Annotated in this window: 19 protein-coding genes; 3 read left to right on the top strand and 16 right to left on the bottom strand. The window is 72.6% G+C overall.

Annotation, left to right across the window (positions count from 1 at the left end):
• Window positions 1–32: 32 nt before the first annotated feature.
• From LPA27_RS16745 to LPA27_RS16670, 16 genes are all read right to left on the bottom strand, one after another.
• Window positions 33–1,043: a polyprenyl synthetase family protein gene (locus tag LPA27_RS16745; RefSeq protein ID WP_056905334.1), complete on the bottom strand. Its 1,011-nt coding sequence runs from the start codon at window positions 1,041–1,043 to the stop codon at window positions 33–35.
• Complete coding sequence (nuoN, locus tag LPA27_RS16740; RefSeq protein ID WP_228943168.1) at window positions 1,040–2,632, bottom strand: NADH-quinone oxidoreductase subunit NuoN; 1,593 nt, start codon at window positions 2,630–2,632, stop codon at window positions 1,040–1,042. Before nuoN ends, LPA27_RS16745 begins: the two co-directional genes overlap by 4 nt.
• A 3-nt stretch (window positions 2,633–2,635) precedes the next feature.
• Window positions 2,636–4,273 carry an NADH-quinone oxidoreductase subunit M gene (locus LPA27_RS16735; protein ID WP_228943167.1) on the bottom strand — a complete coding sequence of 546 codons (1,638 nt, stop codon included), beginning with the start codon at window positions 4,271–4,273 and terminating at the stop codon, window positions 2,636–2,638.
• A complete protein-coding gene (gene nuoL, locus LPA27_RS16730) occupies window positions 4,273–6,204 on the bottom strand; it encodes an NADH-quinone oxidoreductase subunit L (RefSeq protein ID WP_416383248.1) in 1,932 nt (643 codons plus the stop codon). The genes LPA27_RS16735 and nuoL overlap by 1 nt, the downstream gene beginning before the upstream one ends.
• A gap of 22 nt (window positions 6,205–6,226) precedes the next feature.
• The gene (nuoK, locus tag LPA27_RS16725; RefSeq protein ID WP_056864818.1) at window positions 6,227–6,526 is read right to left on the bottom strand and encodes an NADH-quinone oxidoreductase subunit NuoK; all 300 of its coding nucleotides are present in this window, start codon (window positions 6,524–6,526) and stop codon (window positions 6,227–6,229) included.
• Window positions 6,526–7,326 (bottom strand): NADH-quinone oxidoreductase subunit J, encoded by an 801-nt coding sequence (locus LPA27_RS16720; RefSeq protein ID WP_056865230.1) that lies wholly within the window; start codon window positions 7,324–7,326, stop codon window positions 6,526–6,528. The genes nuoK and LPA27_RS16720 overlap by 1 nt, the downstream gene beginning before the upstream one ends.
• 26 nt (window positions 7,327–7,352) lie before the next feature.
• Window positions 7,353–7,979, bottom strand: coding sequence for an NADH-quinone oxidoreductase subunit NuoI (nuoI, locus tag LPA27_RS16715; RefSeq protein ID WP_082500376.1), 627 nt, complete (start codon window positions 7,977–7,979; stop codon window positions 7,353–7,355).
• A complete protein-coding gene (gene nuoH / locus LPA27_RS16710) occupies window positions 7,979–9,325 on the bottom strand; it encodes an NADH-quinone oxidoreductase subunit NuoH (RefSeq protein ID WP_228943166.1) in 1,347 nt (448 codons plus the stop codon). Before nuoH ends, nuoI begins: the two co-directional genes overlap by 1 nt.
• On the bottom strand, window positions 9,322–11,778 hold the full coding sequence (locus tag LPA27_RS16705) for an NADH-quinone oxidoreductase subunit G (RefSeq protein ID WP_228943165.1): 2,457 nt from the start codon (window positions 11,776–11,778) through the stop codon (window positions 9,322–9,324). The genes nuoH and LPA27_RS16705 overlap by 4 nt, the downstream gene beginning before the upstream one ends.
• Window positions 11,775–13,091 carry an NADH-quinone oxidoreductase subunit NuoF gene (nuoF, locus tag LPA27_RS16700; RefSeq protein WP_056864821.1) on the bottom strand — a complete coding sequence of 439 codons (1,317 nt, stop codon included), beginning with the start codon at window positions 13,089–13,091 and terminating at the stop codon, window positions 11,775–11,777. Before nuoF ends, LPA27_RS16705 begins: the two co-directional genes overlap by 4 nt.
• Window positions 13,088–13,891: an NADH-quinone oxidoreductase subunit NuoE gene (gene nuoE / locus LPA27_RS16695; protein ID WP_056864822.1), complete on the bottom strand. Its 804-nt coding sequence runs from the start codon at window positions 13,889–13,891 to the stop codon at window positions 13,088–13,090. Before nuoE ends, nuoF begins: the two co-directional genes overlap by 4 nt.
• Window positions 13,891–15,231 carry an NADH-quinone oxidoreductase subunit D gene (locus LPA27_RS16690; RefSeq protein WP_056864823.1) on the bottom strand — a complete coding sequence of 447 codons (1,341 nt, stop codon included), beginning with the start codon at window positions 15,229–15,231 and terminating at the stop codon, window positions 13,891–13,893. Before LPA27_RS16690 ends, nuoE begins: the two co-directional genes overlap by 1 nt.
• Before the next feature lie 67 nt (window positions 15,232–15,298).
• Window positions 15,299–16,072, bottom strand: coding sequence for an NADH-quinone oxidoreductase subunit C (locus tag LPA27_RS16685; RefSeq protein ID WP_267477227.1), 774 nt, complete (start codon window positions 16,070–16,072; stop codon window positions 15,299–15,301).
• On the bottom strand, window positions 16,069–16,623 hold the full coding sequence (locus LPA27_RS16680) for a NuoB/complex I 20 kDa subunit family protein (RefSeq protein ID WP_056864825.1): 555 nt from the start codon (window positions 16,621–16,623) through the stop codon (window positions 16,069–16,071). Before LPA27_RS16680 ends, LPA27_RS16685 begins: the two co-directional genes overlap by 4 nt.
• 28 nt (window positions 16,624–16,651) lie before the next feature.
• Window positions 16,652–17,011: an NADH-quinone oxidoreductase subunit A gene (locus tag LPA27_RS16675; protein WP_056864826.1), complete on the bottom strand. Its 360-nt coding sequence runs from the start codon at window positions 17,009–17,011 to the stop codon at window positions 16,652–16,654.
• 302 nt (window positions 17,012–17,313) lie between these two features.
• Window positions 17,314–18,003, bottom strand: a complete 690-nt coding sequence (locus LPA27_RS16670; protein ID WP_228943164.1) for a demethylmenaquinone methyltransferase — start codon at window positions 18,001–18,003, stop codon at window positions 17,314–17,316.
• Window positions 18,004–18,213: 210 nt separating this feature from the next.
• Here LPA27_RS16670 and LPA27_RS16665 point away from each other — a divergent pair, with 210 nt between their 5' ends.
• From LPA27_RS16665 to LPA27_RS16655, 3 genes are all read left to right on the top strand, one after another.
• Window positions 18,214–19,128, top strand: coding sequence for a L,D-transpeptidase family protein (locus LPA27_RS16665; protein ID WP_228943163.1), 915 nt, complete (start codon window positions 18,214–18,216; stop codon window positions 19,126–19,128).
• A gap of 193 nt (window positions 19,129–19,321) precedes the next feature.
• Window positions 19,322–19,465 carry a hypothetical protein gene (locus LPA27_RS16660; protein ID WP_156697935.1) on the top strand — a complete coding sequence of 48 codons (144 nt, stop codon included), beginning with the start codon at window positions 19,322–19,324 and terminating at the stop codon, window positions 19,463–19,465.
• A gap of 114 nt (window positions 19,466–19,579) precedes the next feature.
• Window positions 19,580–20,221 (top strand): ABC transporter transmembrane domain-containing protein (locus tag LPA27_RS16655; RefSeq protein WP_228943162.1); only part of this gene is annotated, 642 nt, incomplete at its 3' end.

Raw genomic sequence — 20,221 nt, 5'->3', positions numbered from 1 at the left:
GGCGCAGCTCGCCCGGAGGAGCCGCCGAGGGCTCAGGCCGTGCGGAGCGCCACGAGGTCGGCGAAGGCCTCCAGGGCCTCCTTCACCGGGCTGTCGGGCAGCACGTCGAGCAGCGCCTTGGCCTCGTCGGCGCGGGCCACGACGTAGGCGCGGGCCTGCTCCATGGCGGGGTGGGCGCGCAGCAGGCCCAGGGCCTCGGCGTGGCGGGCGTCGTCGGTGAGGTCACCCGCGAGGAGCTCGAGCAGGCGCGCGTCGGCGGGGTCCTCGGAGGCCCGGGCCATGAGGACGGGCAGCGTCGGCACGCCCTCGCGCAGGTCGGTGCCGGGCGTCTTGCCCGACTCCTGCGACTCCGAGGCCACGTCGAGGATGTCGTCGGAGAGCTGGAAGGCGCTGCCCACGATCTCGCCGTAGGCCGCGAGCGCCTCCTCGACCTCGCGCGGGGCGCCGGAGAAGCGGGCGCCGTAGCGCGCGGAGGTCGCGATGAGCGAGCCGGTCTTCCCGGCCACCACGTCGAGGTAGTGCTGGAGGGCGTCCTCGTCGGGGCCCGGCTCGACGGTCTCCATGATCTGGCCCTCGACGAGCCGGGTGAAGGTCTCGGCCTGGATGCGCACGGCGTCGGCGCCGAGGGTGGCGGTGAGCTCGGAGGAGCGGGCGAAGAGGAAGTCGCCGGTGAGGATGGCGACCAGGTTGTCCCAGCGGGCGTTGGCGGAGTCGGCGCCGCGGCGCAGGTCGGCCTCGTCCATCACGTCGTCGTGGTAGAGCGAGCCGAGGTGGGTGATCTCCACGACGCAGGCCGCCGTGAGCACCTCCGCGGCCTCCGGGTGGGGGCCCGTCTCGGCCGCGAGGAGCACCAGCAGCGGACGGAACCGCTTGCCGCCGGCCTCGAGCAGGTGCCGCGCGGCCTCGGAGACGTAGCGGGTCCGGCCCTCGACGTGGCCGGCCAGCAGCGCCTCGACCTCCGCCATCCGACCGTGGAGACGGGCGGCCAGGGCCTCGTCGGTGACCGGGAGGGCCAGGGCGGCCGGCGCGGGAGAGGACGTCACCTGATGAATTCTCCCGCATGGCCCGCGAGGTCGAGCACCGGGCCGGGCACGATGCCGAGCAGGACCGTGGCGAGCACGCCCACCGCGATGGTCGCCGACGTCAGCAGCGAGGGCGCGACCACCGCGGCCGAGTCGGCGGTGGGTGCGGTGAAGAACATCAGGCGGATGTGGCGGACGTAGAAGTAGATGGCCACGACGCTGGAGAAGATCGCCACCAGCACCACCGGCCAGGCCCCGGCGGAGAAGGCGACGGTGAAGACCGCCCACTTGCCCACGAACCCTCCGGTGAGCGGGATGCCCGCCATCGACAGCAGCAGGAACGCGAAGGCCCCGGCGACCCACGGCGAGCGCCGGCCCAGGCCGGCCCAGCGGTCGAAGGCGGTCGCCTCGCCGCCGGAGTCGCGCACCAGCGTGACGATGGCGAAGGCCGCGACCATCGAGAAGCCGTAGGTGGTGAGGTAGAAGAGGATCGCCTGGAGCGAGGTGACCTGGCCGTCGGCCAGCTCGGCGCTGGTCTGCACGCCGAGGACCCCGGTGAGCAGGAAGCCGGTGTGGGCGATGGAGGAGTAGGCCAGCATCCGCTTCACGTCGGACTGCGAGATGGCCAGCACGGCGCCGACGACCATGGTGAGGATCGCGACCACCCACAGCATCGGCTGCCAGGTCCAGCGGTCGGAGCCGAGGCCGACGTAGAACAGCCGCAGGATCGCGCCGAAGGCCGCGATCTTGGTGCCGGCGGCCATGAACGCCGTCACCGCCGTCGGGGCGCCCTGGTAGACGTCGGGGGTCCAGGACTGGAACGGCACGGCCCCGACCTTGAACAGCAGCCCGACCGCGAGCAGGCCCATGCCGATGGCCAGCAGGGTGTGGTTGCCGGTGTCGGCACGCACGGCCTGGTCGATCGCGGCGAGGTCCATCGAGCCCGCGAAGCCGTAGACCAGGGCGACGCCGTAGAGGAAGAAGCCGGAGGAGAAGGCGCCGAGCAGGAAGTACTTCATCGCGGCCTCCTGGCTCAGCAGGCGGCGACGGCGGGCCAGCCCGCAGAGCAGGTAGAGCGGCAGCGAGAGGACCTCGAGGGCCACGAACATCGTGAGCAGGTCGCCCGCGGTCGGGAAGATCATCATGCCGGCCACCGCGAACATCATCAGCGGGTAGACCTCGGTGTGGTCCAGGCCCTGGGCCTGGCGCTCGGCCTCGGTGCCCGGCAGCGCGGCCGCCTGGCCGGCGAAGGCCGAGACCCCACCCTCGAGGCGACGCTCGGCGAAGAGCAGCACCCCGCCGACCGCGAAGATCAGGACCAGCCCCCACAGGAAGACCGCGGGGCCGTCGATCACCAGGGTGCCGCCCGCGGTGAGCAGGCCGCGCGCGGCGCCGTCGCCGACCTCGGTGAGGTCGAGGCCGACCAGCACGGTGCCGACCAGGGCGGCGACCAGGCCGGCGAGGGCGAGCACGGTCTGGGTCACGAAGCGGCGGGTGCGGGGCACGAAGGCCTCGACGACGACGCCCAGGGCCGCGACGCCCAGCACGACCAGGATCGGCCAGAGGTGGACGTAGTCGAGGGTGGGCTTGACGAAGGTCGTGGAGTCCATGGTCTAGCTGCCTTCCTCGGCGGACGCCGGAGTCTCGGACTCCGGGGAGGTGACGGTGGGCGCGTCGTCGGTGACCCCGACCCGCTCCAGCAGCGTCCCGACGTAGGGGTTGCTGGCCTCCAGCAGCGGCCCGGGGTAGAAGCCGAAGAGGACCAGCCCGACCACCAGCGGCACCAGGACGACGCCCTCGCGCACGGTGAGGTCGGTGCGGGTGGACCCGGTCGCGTCGGGGTCGGTCCCGTCGGAGCCGGCGCCCGGGTCCTCGGCGCCGGTCAGGGCGGGCACCGTCGGGCCGGTCATCGTGCGCTGGTACATCCACAGCACGTAGATCGCGGCCAGGACGATGCCGGTGACCGCGATCGCGCCGACCCACCACTGGTACTGGAAGGCGGCGATGATGACGAGGAACTCCGAGACGAAGGTGCTCAGCCCGGGCAGCCCCAGGGTGGCCAGGCCCGCGACCAGGAACAGCCCGGCGAGCACCGGGGTGACCTTCTCGACCCCGCCCATCTGGCTGATCAGCGTGGTGCCGCGGCGGCGGATGACGAAGCCGGCGGCCAGGAAGAGCGCCGCGGTGCCGAGACCGTGGTTGACCATGTAGAGCACGGCGCCGGACCCGCCCTGGGTGTTGAGCACGAAGATGCCCAGCGTGATGAAGCCGAAGTGGCTCAGCGAGGTCAGCCCGATCAGGCGCAGGATGTCGTCCTGGCCGATCGCGATGAGCGCGCCGTAGACGATCGAGACCAGGGCGAGGGCGACCACGACCGGCGTGGCCCACTGCGAGGCCTCGGGGAAGAGCCCGAGGCAGAAGCGCAGCATGCCGAAGGTGCCGATCTTGTCGAGCACGCAGACCAGCAGCACGCTCGTGGCCGGGGTCGCCCGCTCCGTGGTGTCGGCCAGCCAGGTGTGCACCGGGAAGAGCGGGGCCTTGACGGCGAAGGCGATGAAGAAGCCCAGGAAGAGCCACCGCCCGGCCTCGGTGCCGATGTCGAGCTGCTCGAGGTCGGAGAGGAGGTACGACGGGCTGCCCTGCTGGGCGGAGACGACGTAGAGCCCGATCACCGAGGCCAGCAGCACGAGGCCGCCGGCGAGCTGGAACATGAGGAACTTCAGCGCCGCGGCGCTGCGACCCTCGCGGCCGAAGCCCCCGACCAGGAAGTAGGCCGGGATCAGCGTCGCCTCGAAGACGACGTAGAAGAGGAAGACGTCGGTCGCGGCGAAGACCGCCAGCGAGAGCGCCTCCAGGGCGAGGGTCCAGGCGACGAAGGCCCGGCCGGTGCCCTGGCGGGTGCTCTCGTCCTCACCGTCGGGGCCGAGCGGCTGGTCGGTGTCGGACCAGGCGGCGAGCAGCACCAGCGGCACCAGCACGGCGGTGAGCAGGATCAGCAGCAGCCCGAGGCCGTCGACGCCGAGGGCGTAGTGGACCCCGAAGGCCGAGATCCAGTCGTGGGTCTCGGTGAGCTGCATGCCGCCGTCGACGTCGAACTGCGCGGCGACGGCCGCGGCCAGGGCGAGGGTGACCACGCTGACGGCCAGACCGGCCTGCTTGGCCTGCGCCGCGGGCAGCGGGAGCAGGGCCACGGCGACGGAGCCGACCAGCGGCACCAGCACGAGCACCGTGAGCCAGGGGAAGTCGGACATCAGGAGTTCACCACCATCAGGGCGATCACGACGATCAGGACGCCGGCGAGCACCGACAGGGCGTAGGAGCGCACGAAGCCGTTCTGCACACGGCGCAGCAGCCCGCCGACCCCGGCCACGGCCGAGCCGCCGCCGGTGAAGAGCCCGTCGGCGCCGCGGCGGTCGACGCCGAGGAGCAGCGTGACCAGCCGGCGGCCGGGCCGCACCACGACGGCGTCGTTGATCGCGTCGCCGTACAGGTCGGCGCGAGCCGCGCGGACCGCGAACGAGACGTCCTGCGGGGCCGTGCAGGCCACCTCGCGGCGACCGACGAGGAACCACGCGGCGGCGACGCCGACCGCGACGACCGCGACCGTGAGGACGGTGAGCACGATGACCGGCACCGGGGGCTCGTGGTGCGGGGCCTCGCCGACGACCGGGGCCAGCCAGCCGACGATCCAGTCGCCGAGCAGCAGGATGCCGCCTAGCACCGAGAGGGCGGCCAGCACGACGAGCGGCACGGTCATCACCGAGGGCGACTCGTGGGGGTGCACGCCCTCCTTCCACCGCTTGTCGGTGAAGAAGGTCATCAGCATGAGGCGGGTCATGTAGAAGCCGGTCACGCCGGCGCCGACGAGGGCGCACACGCCCGCGACCGGGCTCTCGACCAGCGCGGTCTCGATGATCTTGTCCTTGGACCAGAAGCCGGAGAAGAGCGGGAACCCGATGATCGCGAGGTAGCCCATCGCGAAGGTCAGGAAGGTCACCGGCATCGCCTTGCGCAGCGCGCCGTAGCGGCGCATGTCGACGTCGTCGGCCATGCCGTGCATCACCGAGCCGGCGCCGAGGAACATGTTGGCCTTGAAGAAGCCGTGGGTGATGAGGTGGAAGATCGCGAAGGCGTAGCCGTACACGCCCAGGCCGGCGGCCAGCATCATGTAGCCGATCTGGCTCATCGTCGAGCCGGCCAGGACCTTCTTGATGTCGTCGCGGGCGCACCCGATCACCGCACCCCACAGCAGCGTGACCGTGGCGACCACGACCACGACGGTCTGGGCGTGGGGAGCGAGCTCGTAGACGAAGTTGGAGCGCACCACGAGGTAGACCCCCGCGGTGACCATGGTGGCGGCGTGGATGAGGGCCGAGACCGGGGTGGGACCCTCCATGGCGTCGAGCAGCCAGGCCTGCAGCGGCACCTGCGCCGACTTGCCGCACGCCCCCAGCAGGAGCAGCAGGCCGAGCGCGGTCAGCGTGCCCTCGCCCGCGCCGGAGGTCAGCTCGCTGACCTGCGTGAAGCTGGTGGTGCCGAAGGTGACGAACATCAGAGCGATGGCCAGGCTCAGGCCGATGTCGCCGACGCGGTTGATGACGAAGGCCTTCTTGGCCGCGGCAGCCGCCGACGGCTTGTGCTGCCAGAAGCCGATGAGGAGGTAGGAGGCCAGGCCCACTCCCTCCCAGCCGAGGAAGAGCACGACGTAGTTCTCCGCCAGGACCAGCGTGAGCATCGCGGCGACGAAGAGGTTGAGGTAGGCGAAGAACCGTCGGCGGCGCGGGTCGTGCTCCATGTAGCCGACCGAGTAGACGTGGATCAGCGTGCCGACACCGGTGATGAGCAGCAGGAAGAGCGCCGAGAGCGGGTCGTAGAGGAGGTCCATGCCGACGGAGAAGCCGCCGACCTCCATCCACTCCCAGAGCCGCTGGGCGACCTGGCGCTCGGACTCCTCGCGACCCAGCAGGTCGACGAAGAGCACGACGCTGAGCACGAACGACGCGAGCGCCGTGGCCGTGCCGAGCAGGTGCCCCCAGCGGTCGGTGCGGCGACCGCCGACGAGCAGCACCGCGGCGCCCAGCAGCGGCAGGGCCACCACCAGCCACAGCAGCGTGGAGGCGCCCTCGGCCTCGAGGGGGGCGACCACGGGGATCGTGTGGCCGCCCTCTGACATGAGGTACATCTGCGGTGTCACCGGTCCTGTCTCAGTACTTCAGCAGGCTCGCGTCGTCGACCGAGGCCGAGCGACGGGTGCGGAAGATGGTCATGATGATGGCCAGGCCCACGACGACCTCGGCGGCGGCGACGACCATCACGAAGAAGGCGGCGATCTGGCCGTCGAGGTTGCCGTGCTGGCGGGCGAAGGCGACCAGCGCGAGGTTGCAGGCGTTGAGCATCAGCTCGACGCACATGAACACGACGATGGCGTTGCGGCGGGTGAGCACGCCGACGGTGCCGATCGTGAACAGGATCGCGGACAGGACGACGTAGGGCGTGGTGTCCATCAGCGGCCCTCCTCCTCGAGCGAGTGCTGCTCGGTGTTGTGGCCGGTGGCGGTGGCCTGCTCGCCGCTGGCACCGCCGGGCACGCCGTCGATGGAGCGGCGCACCTGCTCGATGTCGTCGGCCAGGGCCGGCGCGGAGCGCACGGTGCCGCGCGAGGAGAGCACCCGCGAGACCGAGTCGGGGGCGGGCGTGCCGTCGGGCAGCAGCGCCGGGGTGTCCACGGCGTTGTGGCGCGCGTAGACGCCCGGCGAGGGCAGCGGGCCGAGGTGGGTGCCCTTCTCGCTGAAGTCGCGGACCCGCTGGGCCGCCCGCTCGGCCTGGCCGGCCTTCGGGGTCAGCCGCTCGCGGTGCGCCAGCACCATCGCGCCGACCGCCGCGGTGATGAGCAGCGCGCTGGTGGTCTCGAAGGCGAAGACGTAGCGGCTGAAGAGGATGTTGGCCAGCGCCTCGATGTTGCCGCCGGCGTTGGCCTCGTCGAGGCCCACGACGGTGCCGAGGGTCAGCTGGCTGAGCCCGAGGACGAGCAGCACCCCGAGCACCAGGCCGCCGGCCACCGCGAGCACGCGCTGGCCGCGGATGGTCTCGACGACCGAGTCGGAGGCGTCGACGCCGACCAGCATGAGCACGAAGAGGAACAGCATGAGGATGGCGCCGGTGTAGACGATGATCTGCACGGCGAAGAGGAACGGCGCGTCGAGCGCGGCGTAGAGCACGGCGAGGCTGATCATCACCACCGCCAGCAGCAGCGCTGCGTGCACGGCCTTGCGGACGAACAGGATGCCGAGCGCCGCCAGCACCATGACCGGGGCGAGGATCCAGAAGGCGGTCACGCGGGGGTCTCCTCGGTGGTGGAGGACGGCGCCGGCGCGGCGTAGGCACCGCGGTAGTAGTCGCCCTCGTCGCCGCCGAGCAGCATCGCGTGGGGCGGCTGCTCCATGCCGGGCAGCAGCGGCGCGAGGAGGTCGGACTTCTCGTAGATGAGGTCGGCGCGGTTGTCGTCGGCCAGCTCGTACTCGTTGGTCATGGTCAGCGCGCGGGTCGGGCAGGCCTCGATGCACAGCCCGCACAGGATGCAGCGCAGGTAGTTGATCTGGTAGACGCGGCCGTAGCGCTCACCGGGGCTGAAGCGGCCGGAGTCCTCGCCGTCGGGGCCGGGACCGTCGACGTTGGGGGCGCCCTCGACGTAGATCGCGTCGGCCGGGCACGCCCAGGCACAGAGCTCGCAGCCGATGCACTTCTCCAGGCCGTCGGGCCAGCGGTTGAGCTGGTGGCGACCGTGGAAGCGCGGGGCGGTGGGCTGCTTGTCCTCGGGGTACTGCTCCGTGACGACCTTGCGGAACATCGTGCGGAACGTGACGCCGAAACCGGCCACGGGGTCCCAGAACTGCTCCTTGAGCGTGGGGCCCTTCTCCGGGTCCCGCTTCGCGGGCTGGGCGGGTGTCGAGGCGGACATCAGTGCTCCTCCCCCGCACCGGCGGGGACGGTCGCGGGGGCCGGGTCGGACGACGCGGCTCCCGGTGACGGGCTGGTGGACGCGAAGCGCAGCGGCGCGGCCGCACCGCGACGGGCACCGCCGGCGGGCATGGGCGGCACCGGGAAGCCGCCGGGGCGGGCCGCGGCGGTGTCGGGCGCCTCCTCCGGCTCGCCCTCGCGGGCGGAGAAGGCGAACAGGGCACCGAGCAGGACCACCGCGACGCCGACGGCGATCGCGAGGCTGACCGGGTCGCGCAGCTCGGCGAACCAGCCCTCGTTGCGCGCCAGGCGCATGGTGGCCACGGCCACGGTCCACACCAGCGCGACCGGGATGAGCACCTTCCACCCGAAGGCCATGAACTGGTCGTAGCGCAGTCGCGGCAGCGAGCCGCGCAGCCAGATGAAGAAGAAGATGAAGACGAGCATCTTGGCGAAGAACCAGACCACCGGGACGTAGCCCTCGTTGGCGCCCTCCCAGACCCGCTCGATGCCGAAGGGCGCGCGCCAGCCGCCGAGGAACAGCGTCGTCGCCACGGCCGAGACCGTGGCCATGTTGATGTACTCGGCGAGGAAGAACAGCGCGAACTTCAGCGAGGAGTACTCGGTGTGGAAGCCGCCGACCAGCTCGCCCTCGGCCTCGGGGAGGTCGAAGGGCGCGCGGTTGGTCTCGCCGACCATCGCGATGACGTAGATGACGAAGGAGGGCAGCAGGATCAGCCCGAACCACACGTCGCTCTGCGCCTCCACGATCTGCGAGGTCGACATCGACCCGGCGTAGAGGAACACCGCCACCAGCGCGAGGCCCATCGCGACCTCGTAGGAGATCATCTGGGCGCTCGAGCGCAGCCCGCCGAGCAGGGAGTACGTCGAGCCGCTCGACCAGCCGCCCAGCACGATGCCGTAGATGCCGATCGAGGCGATCGCCATCACGAACAGCACCGCGACCGGCATGTCGGTGAGCTGCAGCGGGGTGGTGCGGTCGCTGAACGGCACCCCCACCTCGGGGCCGAAGGGGATCACCGCGAAGGTCACGAAGGCCGGGATGACGGCCAGGACCGGCGCGATCACGAAGACCACCTTGTCGGCGGCCTTGGGGATGATGTCCTCCTTCAGCGCCAGCTTCACGCCGTCGGCCAGCGACTGCAGCAGGCCGAAGGGACCGTTGCGGTTGGGGCCGATGCGGTGCTGCATGCGCGCCACGACGCGCCGCTCCCACCAGATGTTGAACAGGGTCAGCAGGACCAGGACCACGAAGATGGCCACGGCCTTGACCAGCACCAGCCACCACGGGTCCTGCCCGAAGGCGGAGAGGTCGTCGGGGGTCACAGCTCGGCTCCCTTCACGGTGACGCGGGCACCCGGCGAGGCCAGGTCGGCCAGCACGCCCCGCCCGCTGGAGCGGGTGGGCACCCACACCACGCCGTCGGGCAGGTCGGCGGCCTCGGCGGGCAGGGTGACGGACCCGCGGTCGCCGGTGAGGGTGACCACCGGCCCGAGGGCGTCGAGCACGGTGCGCGGCACGCGGGCCACGGCGGGCCGCGCGGTGGCGGCGAGGTGCTTGTCGCCGGCCTGCATCGCGCCGTCGTCGAGCAGCTGCTTCCAGGTCGCGAGCACCGAGCCGGGGGCGCCCGCGGCGGTGGTCAGCGGGTCGTCGGTGCTCGGGGTGTCCAGGGCGCTCACCGGCGCGAAGGTCGCCCGCTCGCCGTCCCAGGGCCCGATCTCGGCCATCTCCGCACGCACCTCGGCGACCGTGCGGAAGCCGAGGGGGGCACCGCGGCCGAGCCGGGCGAGCTCCTCGGCGATGCCGGAGAGCACCCGCAGGTCGGGCAGCGCGCCGGCCTCGGCCAGCACGGCCTCGAAGGGGCGGGGCCGCCCCTCCCAGGTGACGAAGGTGCCGGCCTTGCCGACCACCGGCGCGACCGGGAACACGACGTCGGCCGCGCGGGTCACCTCGGTCTCGCGCAGCTCCAGGGCCACGACGAAGCGGGCGGCCTCCACGGCACGGCGGGTCGCGTCGGGGTCGGCGGTGTCGTCGGGGTCGACGCCACCGACGACCAGGCCGCCGACCTCCCCGGTCAGCAGCGCCGCGACGATGGCGTCGGCGTCGCGACCGGGCGTCTCGGGCACGCTCTCGACGCCCCAGGAGGTGGCGGCGTCGACACGGGCCGCCGCGTCGGCGACCGGACGGCCGCCGGGCAGCAGGCTCGGCAGGCAGCCGGCCTCGAGCGCACCGCGGTCGCCGGCGCGGCGCGGCACCCAGGCCAGGCGGGCGCCGGTGCGGGCGGCCAGCTCGGCCGCGGCGGTGTAGGCGCCGGGCACCGTGGCCAGCCGCTCGCCCAGCAGCACGACGGCGCGGGAGTCGATGCCGTGGTCGGCGTGCCCCAGCAGCCCGCGCAGCGCGCCGGGCTCGCGACCCGGCACCGTCTGCACGAGGGTGCCGGACAGCTTGCGCAGGCCGCGGGTGGCGAAGGGGGCGATCGACACGACGCGCAGCCCGCGGCGCGAGGCCTTGCGCAGGCGCAGGAAGAGCGTGCCGGCCTCCTCCTCGGGCTCGAGGCCGACGAGCACCACGCTGGAGGCCCGCTCCAGGTCGGCGTACGTGACGCCGCCGTCGCCGGGGCCGGTGAGCACGACGTGGCCGGCCAGGAAGGACTCCTCCTCGGCCGAGAGCGGGCGGGCGCGGAAGTCGACGTCGTTGGTGCCGAGCGAGACGCGGGCCAGCTTGGCGTAGGCGTAGGCGTCCTCGGCGGTGACCCGGCCGCCGGGCAGGACGGCGCAGGCACCGGCCGCGGCGAGCCCACGGGCGGCGACCGCGAAGGCCTCCGGCCAGGACGCGGGGCGCAGCGAGCCGTCGCCGCCGTCCTCGACGCGGTCGCGCACCCGGGGGTAGGTGATCCGGTCGGGCTGCGTGGCGTAGGTGAAGGCGAAGCGGTCCTTGTCGGTGATCCACTCCTCGTTGACCTCGGGGTCGTTGCCGGCGAGACGGCGCATCACCTTGCCGCGGCGGTGGTCGACGCGGATCGCGGCGCCGCAGGCGTCGTGCTCGGCCACCGACGGGCTCGAGACGAGGTCGAAGGGGCGCGAGCGGAACCGGTAGGACTCCGAGGTCAGCGCGCCGACCGGGCAGATCTGGATGGTGTTGCCGGAGAAGTACGACAGGAACGGCGCGTCCTCGGCGATGCCGATCTGCTGCTGCGCGCCGCGCTCGACCAGCGCGATGAAGGGGTCGCCGGGGATCTCCTCGGCGAAGCGGGTGCAGCGCTGGCACACGATGCAGCGCTCGCGGTCGAGCAGCACCTGCGGGGAGAGGTTGATCGGCTTGGGGAAGGTGCGCTTGACCCCGCCGCTGCCGGAGCCGGCGAAGCGCGACTCGCCGCGCCCGTTGCTCATCGCCTGGTTCTGCAGGGGGCACTCGCCGCCCTTGTCGCACACCGGGCAGTCGAGCGGGTGGTTGACCAGCAGGAACTCCATGACCCCCTGCTGGGCCTTGTCGGCGACCTCGCTGGTGGCCTGGGTCTCCACGACCATGCCCTCGGCCACCGGCAGGGTGCAGGAGGCCTGCGGCTTGGGGAAGCCGCGGCCGTTGCCGGCGTCGGGCACGTCGACCAGGCACTGGCGACAGGCGCCGACGGGCGCGAGCAGCGGGTGGTCGCAGAAGCGCGGGATCTGCACGCCGACCTGCTCGGCGGCGCGGATGACCAGGGTGTCGCGCGGCACGCTGACCTGGATCCCGTCGATGGTCACCGAGACCAGGTCGGTGCGCTGCTCGACGTCGCTCATGCGAGCGCCTCCTGTCCAGCCCAGGCGGTGGAGCGGGCCGCGTCGAAGGGGCAGCCGCCGTGGGTGAGGTGGGCGAGGTACTCCTCGCGGAAGAACCTGATGGAGCTGGTGATGGGGCTGGTGGCGCCGTCGCCCAGGGCGCAGAAGGAGCGGCCCAGGATGTTGTCGCACTGGTCGAGCAGGAGGTCGAGGTCGGCCTCGCTGCCCTGGCCGCGCTCGAGCGCGGCGAGGGTCTGCACGAGCCACCACGTGCCCTCGCGGCACGGGGTGCACTTGCCGCAGGACTCGTGCTTGTAGAACTCCGTCCAGCGCAGCACGGCGCGCACCACGCACGTGGTCTCGTCGAAGAGCTGGATGGCGCGGGTGCCGAGCATCGTGCCGGCCGCGGCCATGCCCTCGAAGTCGAGCGGCAGGTCGAGGTGCTCGGCGGTGAGCAGCGGCGTCGAGGAACCGCCCGGGGTCCAGAACTTCAGCTCGTGGCCCTCGCGGATGCCGCCGGCCAGCCCGATCAGCTCGCGCAGCGTGATGCCGAGCGGTGCCTCGTACTGCCCGGGGCGGGTGACGTGGCCCGAGAGGGAGAAGATGCCGAAGCCCTTGGACTTCTCGGTGCCCATCGAGGCGAACCACGCGGCGCCGTGACGCACGATGCTGGGCACCGAGGCGATCGACTCCACGTTGTTGATCACCGTGGGGCTGGCGTAGAGGCCCGCGACGGCCGGGAAGGGCGGGCGCAGGCGCGGCTGCCCGCGACGACCCTCGAGGCCCTCGAGCAGCGCGGTCTCCTCCCCGCAGATGTAGGCGCCGGCACCGGCGTGGACCACGACGTCGAGGTCGAAGCCGGAGCCGTGGATGTCGCGTCCGAGGTGGCCGGCGGCGTAGGCCTCGGCCACCGCGGCCTGCACCCGGCGCACCACGTGCAGCACCTCGCCGCGGATGTAGATGAAGGCCGTGTGGGCCCGGATGGCGAAGCAGCTGATGATCACGCCCTCGACCAGGGTGTGGGGCGAGGCCATCATCAGCGGGACGTCCTTGCAGGTGCCCGGCTCGGACTCGTCGGCGTTGACGACGAGGTACTTCGGCTTCGGGTTGTCCTGGGGGATGAAGCCCCACTTCATGCCCGTGGGGAAGCCCGCTCCTCCCCGCCCGCGCAGGCCGGAGTCCTTGACCTCGGCGATGACGTCGTCGGGGCTCATGGTGAGCGCGCGGCGCAGGCCCTCGTAGCCGCCGCTGGCGGTGTAGGAGTCGAGGGTCCAGCTGCGCTCGTCGGCCCACGTGGCGGTGAGCACGGGGGTCAGGGTGTCTGGTGCGGTCATGTCGCCTCTCCCTTCTCGGCGGCGGTCTCGGACGAGCCGCTCTCCGCCTCCACGACGGCCTGCTCGGCCTGGTTGTCGTCGGACTCGCGCGCGGCCGCGAGCTCCTCGCCCGGCTCCTCCGGGACGGCGTCGGCCGCACCGTCACGGTCCGACGGGGGCGCCGACCAGCCGCGCTCACGGGCGATGCCGAGCCCGACCAGCGAGGCCGGTCCGGCCGACGGCCCCTCGTCGGCGCGGCCGTCGGGGAAGCCGGCCAGCACCCGCTCGGCCTCGCGCCAGGTGCAGATGCGCGGGCCCCGGGTCGAGGTGACCTCCCGCCCGGCGCGCAGGTCGTCGACCAGGTCGACCGCCGAGGTGGGCGTCATGGTGTCCATGAACTCCCAGTTGACCATCATCACCGGGGCGTAGTCGCAGGCCGCGTTGCACTCCAGGTGCTCCAGCGTCACGGTGGCCCGGTCGCCGTCGCGCAGCCGGGTGGTCTCGTCGTTGCCGACGTCAAGGTGCTCCTTGAGCCGGGCGAAGATCTCGTCGCCGCCCATCACCGCGCACAGCGTGTTGGTGCAGACCCCCACGTGGTAGTCGCCGACCGGCTTGCGCTTGTACATCGTGTAGAACGTCGCGACCCCGCTGACCTCGGCCGCGGAGATCCCGAGGATGTCGGCGCAGGTCTCGATGCCCTCGGGGGTCACCCGTCCCTCGACCGACTGCACGAGGTGGAGCATGGGCAGCAGGCCCGAGCGGGCCTCGGGGTAGCGCGCGGCGATCGCCGTGAGCTCGTCGTAGGTCTCCTGGCTGATCATCAGCGGTCCACGCCTCCCATGACGGGGTCGATGCTCGCGATCGCGACGATGACGTCGGCGACCATGCCGCCCTCGCTCATCACGCTCGTGGCCTGCAGGTTGGTGAAGGACGGGTCGCGGAAGTGGGCGCGGAAGGGGCGGGTGCCGCCGTCGGAGACGACGTGGGCACCGAGCTCCCCGCGGGGCGACTCCACCGGCACGTAGGCCTGGCCCTCCGGCACCCGGAAGCCCTCGGTGACCAGCTTGAAGTGGTGGATGAGGGCCTCCATCGACTCGCCCATGATGTGGCGGATGTGGTCGAGGCTGTTGCCCATGCCGTCGGAGCCGATGGCCAGCTGGCTGGGCCAGGCGATCTTGCGGTCGGCGACCATGACCGGCGCGCCCTCGAGGCCGGCGAGGCGGGCCGCGGCCTGCTCGACGATCTTCAGCGACTCCCACATCTCCGCCAGGCGCACCCGGAAGCGGCCGTAGGCGTCGGCGGTGTCCCAGGTCTGGACGTCGAAGTCGTAGTCCTCGTAGCCGGAGTAGGGCTGGGTCTTGCGCAGGTCCCACGGGTAGCCGCTGGCGCGCAGCGGGGGTCCGGTGAGACCCAGGGCCAGGCAGCCCTCCAGGTCGAGGTGGCCGACGCCCTCCAGGCGGGCCTTGAAGATCGGGTTGGCGTTGCACAGCGCGGCGTACTCGGGCAGGCGCTTCTTCATCAGCGCCACGAAGGAGGCGATCTCCTCCAGGGCGCCGGCGGGGAGGTCCTGCGCCACGCCGCCGGGGCGGATGAAGGCGTGGTTCATGCGCAGCCCGGTGATGAGCTCGAAGAGGTCGAGCACCAGCTCGCGCTCGCGGAAGCCGATCGTCATCACGGTCAGCGCGCCGATCTCCATGCCGCCCGTGGCGATGGCCACGAGGTGGGAGGAGATGCGGTTGAGCTCCATGAGCAGGACCCGCATGACCTGGGCCTTCTCGGGCACGTCGGCCTCGATGTCGAGCAGCCGCTCGACGCCGAGGACGTAGGTGGCCTCGTTGAAGAACGGGCTGAGGTAGTCCATGCGGGTGCAGAAGGTCACGCCCTGCACCCAGGAGCGGTACTCCATGTTCTTCTCGATGCCGGTGTGGAGGTAGCCGATGCCGCAGCGGGCCTCGGTGACCGTCTCGCCCTCGAGCTCCAGGATCAGCCGCAGCACGCCGTGGGTCGAGGGGTGCTGGGGGCCCATGTTGACGACGACGCGCTCCTCGGCGTCCTCGGCCAGACCCTCGGCGATCTGGTCCCAGTCCTGCCCGGTGACCGTGAAGACACGGCCCTCGGTGGTCTCGCTGGTGCCGGCGTACAGGTCTTCCTGGGTCGTCATGCTGACCTCCGGGGACGGTGGGCGAGGGAGTGGCTGAGGGCGCGGGCGGGCCGGTGCGGGGAGCGCATCAGCTGTAGGAGCGGCGCTGGTCGGGCGGGGGGACGGTGCCGCCCTTGTACTCGACCGGGATGCCGCCCAGCGGGTAGTCCTTGCGCTGCGGGTGGCCGGGCCAGTCGTCGGGCATGAGGATGCGGGTCAGCGAGGGGTGGCCCTCGAAGAGCACGCCGAACATGTCCCACGTCTCCCGCTCGTGCCAGTCGGCCGTGGGGTAGACCGGCACCAGCGACGGCAGCCGCGGGTCGGTGTCGGGCACGGCGACCTCGAGCCGGATGCGGCGGTTGTGGGTCATCGACAGCAGGTGGTGCACGACGTGGAGCTCGTGGCCGGCGTCCGCGGGGTAGTGCACGCCGCTCACGCTCGAGAGCAGCTCGAAACGCAGCCGGGGCTCGTCGCGCAGCAGCCGCGCCAGCACCAGGAGGTCGTCGGGACGCACGTGGAAGGTGATCTCGCCCCGGTGCACCACGACGCTCTCGACGGCCCGCTCGACGCCGGCACCGCGCGCCGCGACCTCGAGGGCGTCGGCGACCTCGTCGAACCAGCCGCCGTAGGGCCGCGCGGTGGCCGCGGGGTAGCGGACGGCGGCGCGCAGGCCGCCGTAGCCGCTGGTGTCGCCGGAGCCCTTGACCCCGAACATGCCGCGCCGCTCGCCGACCTGGCGCACCGTCTGCGAGCCCGGCTGGCCCTCGGGCGGGGCCGGGAGGTTCTCCGGGGACTGGTCGGTGGCGGCCTGGTCGACCGTGCCGCGGGCGCCGCCCTGCGTGGGCTCCTCGGCGGGGCTCATCGCAGCAGGCCCGTGCGGTCGGAGGTCGGCAGCGCGGTCAGCGCCTCGGCCTCGAGCTCGGCGATCTGCGCGGCGCGGTTGGCGCCGAGCTTGGTCGCCTGCACCTGGTCGTGGAGCTTGAGGATGGCGTCGATGAGCATCTCGGGGCGCGGCGGGCAGCCCGGGAGGTACATGTCGACGGGCACGACGTGGTCGACCCCCTGCACGATCGCGTAGTTGTTGAACATGCCGCCGGAGCTGGCGCACACGCCCATGGCGAGCACCCACTTGGGCTCGGCCATCTGGTCGTAGATCTGGCGCAGGACCGGCGCCATCTTCTGGCTGACCCGGCCGGCGACGATCATCAGGTCGGCCTGGCGGGGGCTGGCCCGGAAGACCTCCATGCCGAAGCGGGCCAGGTCGTACTTCGGACCGCCGCTGGTCATCATCTCGATGGCGCAGCAGGCCAGGCCGAAGGTGGCGGGCCAGAACGAGGCCTTGCGCATGTAGCCCGCGACGCCCTCGACGGTCGTCAGCAGGACGCCGCTGGGGAGCTTCTCCTCGATACCCATCAGTGCTGTCCTCTCGGTCCCACGCGGATCAGTCCCACTCGAGGCCGCCGCGACGCCAGACGTAGGCGTAGGCGACGAAGACGGTGGCGATGAAGATGACCATCTCGACCAGACCGAAGAGGGCCATCGCGTCGAAGTGCACGGCCCACGGGTAGAGGAAGATGATCTCGATGTCGAAGACGATGAAGAGCATCGCGGTGATGTAGTACTTCACCGGGAAGCGGCCACCGCCGACGGGCTGCGGAGTGGGCTCGATGCCGCACTCGTAGGAGTCGAGCTTGGCGCGGTTGTAGCGCTTGGGCCCGGTCAGCGTGCTGACGGCCACCGAGAAGACGGCGAAGCCGGCGGCCAGGGCCGCCAGCACCAGCACCGGTGTGTAGAGCTCCATCGTCCGACCTCCCGTGGCACACGTCCGTGTCGACGCGCCCCGAGCGATGCCCGACGAAAGCCCCTTGTGGCCTTGTGAAGAGAATCACTAAGTGGCGCGGGACACATACTGCCACTCGCTCGCGGGCGTGGCGACCCGGGGGTGGTCCCGGTCACATTCCGTGTCGGCGGGGAGTCGTGCGCGGCGCTGACCTGCGGATTTAACGCACTCCGGGCTTGCGTTAATGGCCGACGACGCGGCCCGGCCAGCTCGGTCGGTCGCCGCCGGTCCCGGGTCGGTCCCGGGGTCGGGCCCGGGTGGGCTCAGGCGGTGGCGCGGTGGAGGGCGACGACGCCCCCGGTGAGGTTGCGCCACTCGACGCCGGTCCAGCCCGCCTCGGCGACGAGGTCGGAGAGGCCCTGCTGGTCGGGCCAGGCCCGGATCGACTCGGCGAGGTAGACGTAGGCGTCGGGGGCCGAGGAGACGGCCCGGGCGATCGGCGGCAGGGCCTTCATCAGGTACTCGAGGTAGACGGTGCGGAAGGGCGCCCAGGTCGGGTGGCTGAACTCGCAGACCACCAGCCGGCCACCGGGCCGGGTCACGCGGCGCATCTCGCGCAGGCCCGCCAGCGGGTCGACGATGTTGCGCAGGCCGAAGGAGATGGTCACGGCGTCGAAGGTGCCGTCGGCGAAGGGCAGTCGCGTGCCGTCACCCGCGGTGAAGGGCAGGTGGGGCCGGGCCTGCTTGCCCACCCGGAGCATCCCGAGGGAGAAGTCGCACGGCACGACGGTGGCACCGCGGTCGTGGAAGGGCTCGCTCGAGGTGCCGGTGCCGGCGGCGAGGTCGAGGACGCGCTCGCCCGCGACCGGCGCGACGGCCTCGATGACGTCGTGGCGCCAGCGGCGGTCCTGGCCCAGCGAGAGCACGTCGTTGGTGACGTCGTAGCGACGCGCCACGGTGTCGAACATGCGACGGACGTCGATGGGTTGCTTGTCGAGCTGCGCACGGGCCACGCCCCCGAGGTTAGCCCGCGTCCACGCACCGCACCCCACCGCACGCCGCCATCCGCACCGCACCACCGCACCGCACCGCACCACCGGGCGAGCGCCGGGAGGGCGCCGGGCGACCGCCGCCGGGACCCGGGCAACCGGAGGTCCTCCTCGTGCGTCTCCCTGGTGACCGGCTCGACCCTGTCGGCCACCCCCACACCACGAGGACCTCCCATGCCCCTGCTGCGCCGCCTCTCCCTCGCCCTCGGCCTGGCCGTGGCCCTCGTCCTGGTCGCCGTGCTCGGCGCGACCGCCCTCGGCGGGTCCGGTGGGCACGAGCGCTCCGACCGCGCGGGGGCCGCCGACCCGCGACCCGGCGCTGCGGCCGAGCGCCGGCCCGCCCGTCCCGCGGCCGAGCCCGCCCCCCGGTCGACGCGGACGGCCACGACCGCGCCCACGCCGCCGCCGACAGCCACAGCCACAGCCACGCCGTCCCCCACACCCGAGCTGGTGCCCGGTCCGGCACTCCTCTCTCCCGGCGACGACGGCGCGGAGGTGCGCGAGCTCCAGGCCCGGCTGGCCCAGATCGACTGGTTCGACGCCGGGCTCACCGACCACTACGGCGAGATCACGGAGGCGGCGGTGCGCGGCTTCCAGGACAAGCGCGCGATCCCGGTCACCGGCGAGGTCGATCAGCGCACCATGGACCGGCTGCTGGCCATGACCACCGAGCCCACCGACGCCGAGCTCGAGGGCCGCACGCAGCAGGCCGGTGCGCTCGACCCGCGCTGCCTCCAGGGCCGGGTGATCTGCGTCGACAAGAGCACCAGCACGCTGCGCTGGGTCGTCGACGGCGAGGTGCTGCGCACCCTCGACGCCCGCTTCGGCGCCGCCGGGACCCCCACCCGCGAGGGGGTCTTCGAGGTCTACCGGATGAGCCGCGACCACGTCTCGAGCCTCTACGACACCGCGATGCCCTACGCCATGTTCTTCTCCGGCGGACAGGCCGTGCACTACTCCCCCGACTTCGCCGCCACCGGCTACGCCGGCGCCTCGCACGGCTGCGTCAACACCCGCGACCTCGCCGGGGTCGCCGCCCTCTTCGACGAGGTCCGGCTGGGCGACGACGTGGTCGTGTACTGGTCCTGAGTCCGCCGGCCGGCCGGCGGTCGTGGCCGGCGCGTGACCGGCACGTGAGGCGTCGATGAGACGGGTGAGAGCCCTCTCATCGGCGCCTCACGCGTGCCTCACCGGGCCGCCGCAGAGTTCTTCTCGTCGCCCCACCGGGGTGGCCGCCCCGGCCTCAGGGCCGGGCGGACCGCACGAGAGAGAAGAGACCGTCATGGCACGCTCCAGCATCTTCACCGCCGTCAAGCCGGCCACCATGGCCCGCCGCGCCGACACCGACAGCCGCGACGGCGGCCGTCGCCGGCGCCGCCGCCGCAACCGTCGCAACCGCAGCCGCTCGCGCTCGCGCACCAACTGAGGCCCCGGCTCACCGGTCCGCCGACACCCGTCGGCGGGCCCGGACGACGGGGGTGGCTCCCACGCAGCGAGCCACCCCCGTCGCGGCCGTTCCCACCACCGGAGGAGACCCCCGATGCGCCGAGCCTGGCGGAGGCTGATCGCCTCGTTGCGCCCCGCGGCCGACGCCGCGCCCGTCGTCGACGCGGCCCGGCAGCTGACCGTGCTCGCCGTCGTACGCCGCTTCTGGCCACGACTGCGTCCGCTGCGCGGCTGGCTGGCCCTCGGGCTGGTGCTCCTGGCGGCCGCCCCGGCCATCGAGGTCGTCGAGATCGTGCTCTTCCAGCGCCTCGTCGACGACGTGCTGGTGCCGGCCGACTTCTCCCCGCTCCTCACCCTCGCCGCGGCCTACCTCGCGCTCAACCTCGCCAGCGGCCTGGTCTCGAGCGCCGACGACTACCTGTCCACCTGGGTCTCCCAGCGCTTCCTCGTCGACCTGCGGCGCGACGCCTTCGAGCACGTCCTGCACCAGCCCGCCACGGTGCAGGACCGGCGCCGCCTCGGCGACACCATGGCCCGCCTGACCTCCGACGTGAGCGCGGTGGAGAGCTTCATGGTCGGCCAGCTCGCCACCGGTCTGGGCGCCCTGCTGCGGCTGGTGCTCTTCGTGGGCGCGCTGCTGTGGCTGCAGTGGGAGCTCGCGCTCGCCTCGCTCGTGGTCGTGCCCGTCTTCTGGTGGGTCTCCAGCCACTTCGCCCGCTTCACCCGCGACGTCTCG

The organism is Nocardioides sp. Leaf374 (genome assembly GCF_916862475.1).
Lineage (GTDB): Bacteria > Actinomycetota > Actinomycetes > Propionibacteriales > Nocardioidaceae > Nocardioides > Nocardioides kribbensis.
This window is presented reverse-complemented; position numbering and strand designations above follow the sequence as displayed.

Coding starts and splice junctions, on each gene's coding strand:
- nuoN (WP_228943168.1), bottom strand. CDS start 2,632: ATGGACTCCACGACCTTCGTCAAGCCCACCCTCGACTACGTCCACCTC.
- LPA27_RS16735 (WP_228943167.1), bottom strand. CDS start 4,273: ATGTCCGACTTCCCCTGGCTCACGGTGCTCGTGCTGGTGCCGCTGGTC.
- nuoL (WP_416383248.1), bottom strand. CDS start 6,204: ATGTACCTCATGTCAGAGGGCGGCCACACGATCCCCGTGGTCGCCCCC.
- nuoK (WP_056864818.1), bottom strand. CDS start 6,526: ATGGACACCACGCCCTACGTCGTCCTGTCCGCGATCCTGTTCACGATC.
- LPA27_RS16720 (WP_056865230.1), bottom strand. CDS start 7,326: ATGGTGCTGGCGGCGCTCGGCATCCTGTTCGTCCGCAAGGCCGTGCAC.
- nuoI (WP_082500376.1), bottom strand. CDS start 7,979: ATGTCCGCCTCGACACCCGCCCAGCCCGCGAAGCGGGACCCGGAGAAG.
- LPA27_RS16705 (WP_228943165.1), bottom strand. CDS start 11,778: ATGAGCGACGTCGAGCAGCGCACCGACCTGGTCTCGGTGACCATCGAC.
- nuoF (WP_056864821.1), bottom strand. CDS start 13,091: ATGACCGCACCAGACACCCTGACCCCCGTGCTCACCGCCACGTGGGCC.
- nuoE (WP_056864822.1), bottom strand. CDS start 13,891: ATGATCAGCCAGGAGACCTACGACGAGCTCACGGCGATCGCCGCGCGC.
- LPA27_RS16690 (WP_056864823.1), bottom strand. CDS start 15,231: ATGACGACCCAGGAAGACCTGTACGCCGGCACCAGCGAGACCACCGAG.
- LPA27_RS16685 (WP_267477227.1), bottom strand. CDS start 16,072: ATGAGCCCCGCCGAGGAGCCCACGCAGGGCGGCGCCCGCGGCACGGTC.
- LPA27_RS16680 (WP_056864825.1), bottom strand. CDS start 16,623: ATGGGTATCGAGGAGAAGCTCCCCAGCGGCGTCCTGCTGACGACCGTC.
- LPA27_RS16675 (WP_056864826.1), bottom strand. CDS start 17,011: ATGGAGCTCTACACACCGGTGCTGGTGCTGGCGGCCCTGGCCGCCGGC.
- LPA27_RS16665 (WP_228943163.1), top strand. CDS start 18,214: ATGCCCCTGCTGCGCCGCCTCTCCCTCGCCCTCGGCCTGGCCGTGGCC.
- LPA27_RS16660 (WP_156697935.1), top strand. CDS start 19,322: ATGGCACGCTCCAGCATCTTCACCGCCGTCAAGCCGGCCACCATGGCC.